General features: G+C 64.5%; 3 protein-coding genes and 1 rRNA gene. 1 reads left to right on the forward strand and 3 read right to left on the reverse strand.

What is annotated here, in order from left to right; translation table 11 throughout:
• Window positions 1-274: 274 nt before the first annotated feature.
• The 3 genes from JW958_10115 to JW958_10125 all read right to left on the reverse strand — a co-directional run bounded on the left by JW958_10115 (window position 275) and on the right by JW958_10125 (window position 3,959).
• Window positions 275-955: an RluA family pseudouridine synthase gene (locus JW958_10115; protein ID MBN1826613.1), complete on the reverse strand. Its 681-nt coding sequence runs from the start codon at window positions 953-955 to the stop codon at window positions 275-277.
• A complete protein-coding gene (locus JW958_10120; GenBank protein MBN1826614.1) occupies window positions 952-1,800 on the reverse strand; it encodes a class I SAM-dependent methyltransferase in 849 nt (282 codons plus the stop codon). Before JW958_10120 ends, JW958_10115 begins: the two co-directional genes overlap by 4 nt.
• Before the next feature lie 95 nt (window positions 1,801-1,895).
• A complete protein-coding gene (locus JW958_10125) occupies window positions 1,896-3,959 on the reverse strand; it encodes a PBP1A family penicillin-binding protein (protein ID MBN1826615.1) in 2,064 nt (687 codons plus the stop codon).
• 395 nt (window positions 3,960-4,354) lie between these two features.
• Here JW958_10125 and JW958_10130 point away from each other — a divergent pair.
• A 16S ribosomal RNA gene (locus tag JW958_10130) occupies window positions 4,355-4,742 on the forward strand; the annotation flags it as partial.

Raw genomic sequence — 4,742 nt, forward strand, 5'->3', positions numbered from 1 at the left:
CCCACCTCCGCCCGCCCCGATAAGCTCGACAGATTCATTTCTCCCCTCGACGGAGGCGGGCTCCGGTGGGTGCCCGGCGAGTCGAGACGGCCCCGAGAGGGAGACCGGCGGTGGAAGGGAGGGCCGCCCCGCCCCTTCTCCTCGAAGGATCACGCCGCCCGTCCGGGGAGGAAGCGGAGGGGATGGCGGGAGAGGGTTAGGGTGAGGGTGCCTTTGTCGCGATCGAAATCGGAATCGAAATCGCTACCGATTCATCCCTTTCCACCAAAGCAGGCTAGACCACCGGCCATGCGGAGGGGAGGGGGGATTCGATGCGGACCGGCGCGCCGCCCACGGGGTGGTCGAATTCCAGCAGCGCGTGGTGGAGGGCGATCGCGCCTCCGGCGAAGGGAACCGTCCCGCCGTACTTCCGGTCTCCCAGGATCGGCATCCCTTCCGCGGCGAGCTGCGCGCGGATCTGATGGTAGCGGCCGGTGTGCAGCTCGATCTCCAGGAGGAAGAGCCCCTCTTTCTCCCGGATCACTTGGTAGGAGAGAACCGACTCGCGCGTCCCCTCTTCGCCGGCCCGGGAGACCTCCGCCCTTCCGTTTCCGTGGAGGAGGTGGTGAACGAGCCGTCCTTCCGGGCGCGGCGGCCGGCGGTCGGTGAGGGCGAGGTAGACCTTGCGGAAGCGCCTCTCCCTCTGCGCTTCGGAGAGACGGGAGAGCGCCTTGCCGGTGCGGGCGAAGAGGACCACGCCGCTCACCACGCGATCGAGCCTGTGAACGGCGTGAAGGAAGACGTTTCCCCTCTTCCCTTTGCTCGTCCGGATGTACTCCTTCGCCCTCTCCTCCAAGCTTTCGCAGGGCGTGCCGCTCGGCTGGGTGAGGAGTCCCGCCGGTTTGGCGAGGGCGAGGAGGTGGTTGTCTTCGAAAAGGATCCGGACCCCCGAGGGAGGGCCCGCGTCCGGCGTCACGCTCCGCCCTCCGCGGCGCCGGTGCGCCAGCGGGCGTAGGCGCCGCTCGGGAGCGGGAGGACCTCCGGGCCGCCGGTGAGGAGCATCTCTCCGGTCTCCAACTTCCCGCCGAAGCGGGCCTTCACCGAGGCGAGCAGGTTGCCGAGTACGCGGGGGGAATACTCCGGCGTGTGACAGGTGAGTAGGACGAAGGAGGGCTTGTCCGAGAGAAGCCTCTCGGAGAGTTCCATGAGGCGGGCGATCCCGTCGCGGATCTTGAACACTTCGCCGCGGCGCCCGCGCCCGAAGGAGGGGGGGTCGAGAATAAGGCCGTCGTATTTCCTTCCCCGTTTCGCTTCGCGGCCGAGGAATTTGATCGCGTCGTCCACGATCCAGCGGATCGGCGCGCCGGCGAGACCGCAGAGTTCCGCGTTCTCGGCGGCCCGTTCGACCATTCCCCGCGATGCGTCGAGATGGCACACCTCGGCGCCCCCCTGAGCCGCCGCAAGAGTGGAGCCCCCCGAGTAGGCGAAAAGATTGAGGACGCGGCAGGGGGCGGCGGCGCGACGGCGGATCCAGGACCACTGGCCGCTCTGCTCGGGGAAGACCCCGACATGCCCGAAATCCGTGGCGGAGAGGTGGAGACGGATTCCCTCGATCGTCACGACCCAGCGTTCGGGAAGGGCGGATCGGTTCTGCCAGCGGTTCCCGTCGCTTCGGTCGAAGGATGCGTCCGCCTTCGACCAGGCCGCGCGGGAAAGGCGCCTCTTCCACGCCGCCTGGGCGGCGGGCCGGACCAGAACATAAGATCCGAACCGTTCCAGTTTGAAGCCTTCACCGCTGTCGATCAGTTCGTAGTCGCTCATGGCCGCCTCCGGCGCGGTGGGTGCCCGCCCCTAAAGAATAGCGGGAAGAAACGCGATTCACGAGCCTTTCCGGGGTCCGCGGCGGATGGGGTCGCTCAGCGGGAGCCTCCGAAACTCACGATCGGGCGGGAGGCGACCTGACCGTGGACGTTGCACTGGGTCAGCGGCTCCGTCCCTTCGAGGAAGACCTCGTCGTAGGCGCCCGGACAGGAGGGAGAGGCGAGGAAGCCCGTTTCGGGGCAGATCCGGCGTTTCACCACGCCATCGGCGAGGGGAAAACCCCCTTCTCGGGTGGAATCGCTCACGGCGGTAACGAAGGAAACCCAGATCGGTTGCGCGGCGACGGCGCCGTTCATGTTCGTCCCCATGTTGATCTTTTCCTCGAAGCCGACCCACACGCCGGTGACCGTCTCGGGCGTGAAGCCGATGAACCAGGCGTTGGTGTAGTTGTCGTATGTGCCGGTCTTTCCCGCCGCCGGACCTTTCCACCCCGCCTGCCGGATGCGATAGCCGGTCCCCTGCCAGTCGCAAACGCTCTCCAGAAGGCTCGTCATCACCGAGGCGAGCGCCGCCGGGATCACTTCCTCCGCCTGGTTTTCCCGCTCATAGAGGAGCTTTCCGTTCCGGTCCTCGATGCGGAGAACCGCCGTCGGCTCCACCAGAATCCCGCCGTTGCGAAAGACGCTGTACGCCGTGGTCAGTTCGAGAAGATTCACCTCCGGGCTGCCGAGGGCGATCGAGGGAACGGGTTGGATCGGCGATACGATCCCGAGGCGGTGGGCGGTCTCCACGACCTTGTCCGGACCGACGGCGAGGCAAAGCTTGGTCGCCGGCAGGTTGATCGACTTGGCGAAAGCGGTCCGCAGGCTCACCAGGCCGTTGTATTTGCGATAGTAATTATGCGGGCGCCAGGAGGTGCCGTCCGCCTCGGGGAGGACCACCGGCGAGTCGAGAACGAGATCCGACGCGCGATACCCCTCCGCGAGGGCGGTGGTGAACACGAACAGTTTGAACGCCGAACCGGGCTGTCGCGGCGCTTGGGTCGCCCGGTTCCAGTTCGTCTCCTCGTAGCTGCGCCCGCCGACCATCGCCCGAATGTAGCCGCTCTCCGGCTCGAGGGCGAGGAGGGCCCCCTGGATGTACTCCGGCTTCCCCTTCTTCTCCAGAGCGAGATAGTCCTCCCGGGTCTGCGGGTAGGCGCGCTCCTTTTCCACCCGGGCGAGGTGGGTCTCCACCGCCGCCTCGGCGGCGCGTTGCTGGACCGGATCGAGGGTCGTGTAGACCCGGAGCCCGCGGAGCATGTATTCCTCCGGCGGGAAGCGGGACTCGACGAACTTGCGCACGTACTCCACGAAGTACCCGGACTCGAACTTCCGTCCCGATCCCCGGGCGAGGGCGAGGGGCTGCGCGTCGGCGGAGTCCGCCTCCTCTCGCGTGACGATCCCCTGGTCGACCATCACGTTCAGCACCACCGACCGCCTGCGGAGAGCCAGGTCCGGGTTCTTGTTGGGCGGGTAATCGATCGGGTTGCGGATGATGCCGGCGATGAGGGCGCTTTCGGAGAGATCGATCTCCTCTACGTGCTTGCCGAAATAGGTGCGCGCCGCCGCCTCGACGCCGTAGGCGCGCTGGCCGAGAAAGATGTGATTCAGATACATCTCGAGGATCTCGTCCTTGGTGTATCTTTTCTCGATCTCCATGGCGAGGAGCGCTTCGCGGATTTTGCGGGTGTAGGTCTGCGCCATCCACCCACTTTCTTCGTGAATAAATAAATTACGCGCGAGCTGTTGCGTGATGGTGCTCGCCCCCTGTACGACCCGGCCGGCGCGCAGGTTCAGGATCATCGCCCGCATGACGGAACGCATGTCCACGCCCCAGTGGTCGTAGAATTTCCGGTCTTCCATGGCGAGGATCGCCCTCACCAGGCGGTCGGGAACCCTCTCCAGTGGGACGAGAACCCGGTTGTATTCGTAAAACTCGGCCAGTGTGTCCCCGTCGGCCGCGAAAAAGAGGGTTTTGATCGGCGGCTCGATCCTTTCCAGGCGCCCGAGAGGGGGGAGGCCGTTCTGGAGCCAGCGGACGAAACCCGCTCCCGCGCCTGCGGTTAGGCAGACGAGGACCAACAGAAAGATGGCGAGGCGGTTGCTGGAGAAGGGCACGGGCGAATCCTCCGGGTTTCCTGTGGAACCCTCTCAATCTAGCCCCGGGTTCCCGGGGGGTCAAGGGGAATCCCCGGTGTCGGTTTTGCGTAACGATCAATTGTGCAATGGGTTATAGTGTGACGCCGCGGGCCGAAAAAAAGTAAAAAAAAGCTAAAAAGTGTGTTGACTCCACCCGATGGGTCAGTGTAGAGTTCTCTGGCTTGCCAAGACCGCACTTGACGGTGTCCTTTCGGGGTGCTAAATTACCCTTTGGCAATCAAATCGGTTCTTTGAAAACAGAATAGTGCATCCGTTTCATCAAGCTTGGCGTGTCCGGAAGATGGGGCGCAAGCCTCGTCGTCCAACACACAAGAAGTTACGTCAGTAGTCCTTTGCATCAAACGTAATTTCCGACAACGAAGAGTTTGATCCTGGCTCAGAACGAACGCTGGCGGCGTGGATTAGGCATGCAAGTCGAACGAGAACGGGATGCTGTGGATCCTTCGGGTGAAGCAGCGCCTTAGTAGAGTGGCGAACGGGTGAGTAACGCGTGGGGAACCTGCCCTCGAGTTGGGGATAACACTCCCAACGGGGTGCTAATACCGAATGTGTCCCGGACCTCGCATGTGGTCCGGAGTAAAGGTGGGGATTCTTCGGAACCTGCCGCTCGGGGATGGTCCCGCGTCCCATTAGCTTGTTGGTGAGGTAACGGCTCACCAAGGCGACGATGGGTAGCTGGTCTGAGAGGATGGTCAGCCACACTGGGACTGAGATACGGCCCAGACTCCTACGGGAGGCAGC

The organism is Candidatus Eisenbacteria bacterium (assembly GCA_016930695.1).
Lineage (GTDB): Bacteria > Orphanbacterota > Orphanbacteria > Orphanbacterales > Orphanbacteraceae > JAFGGD01.

What these genes read in the sequence shown, in the direction of transcription:
- JW958_10120 (MBN1826614.1), bottom strand. Translation starts at nt 1,800, where the DNA reads ATGAGCGACTACGAACTGATCGACAGCGGTGAAGGCTTCAAACTGGAA.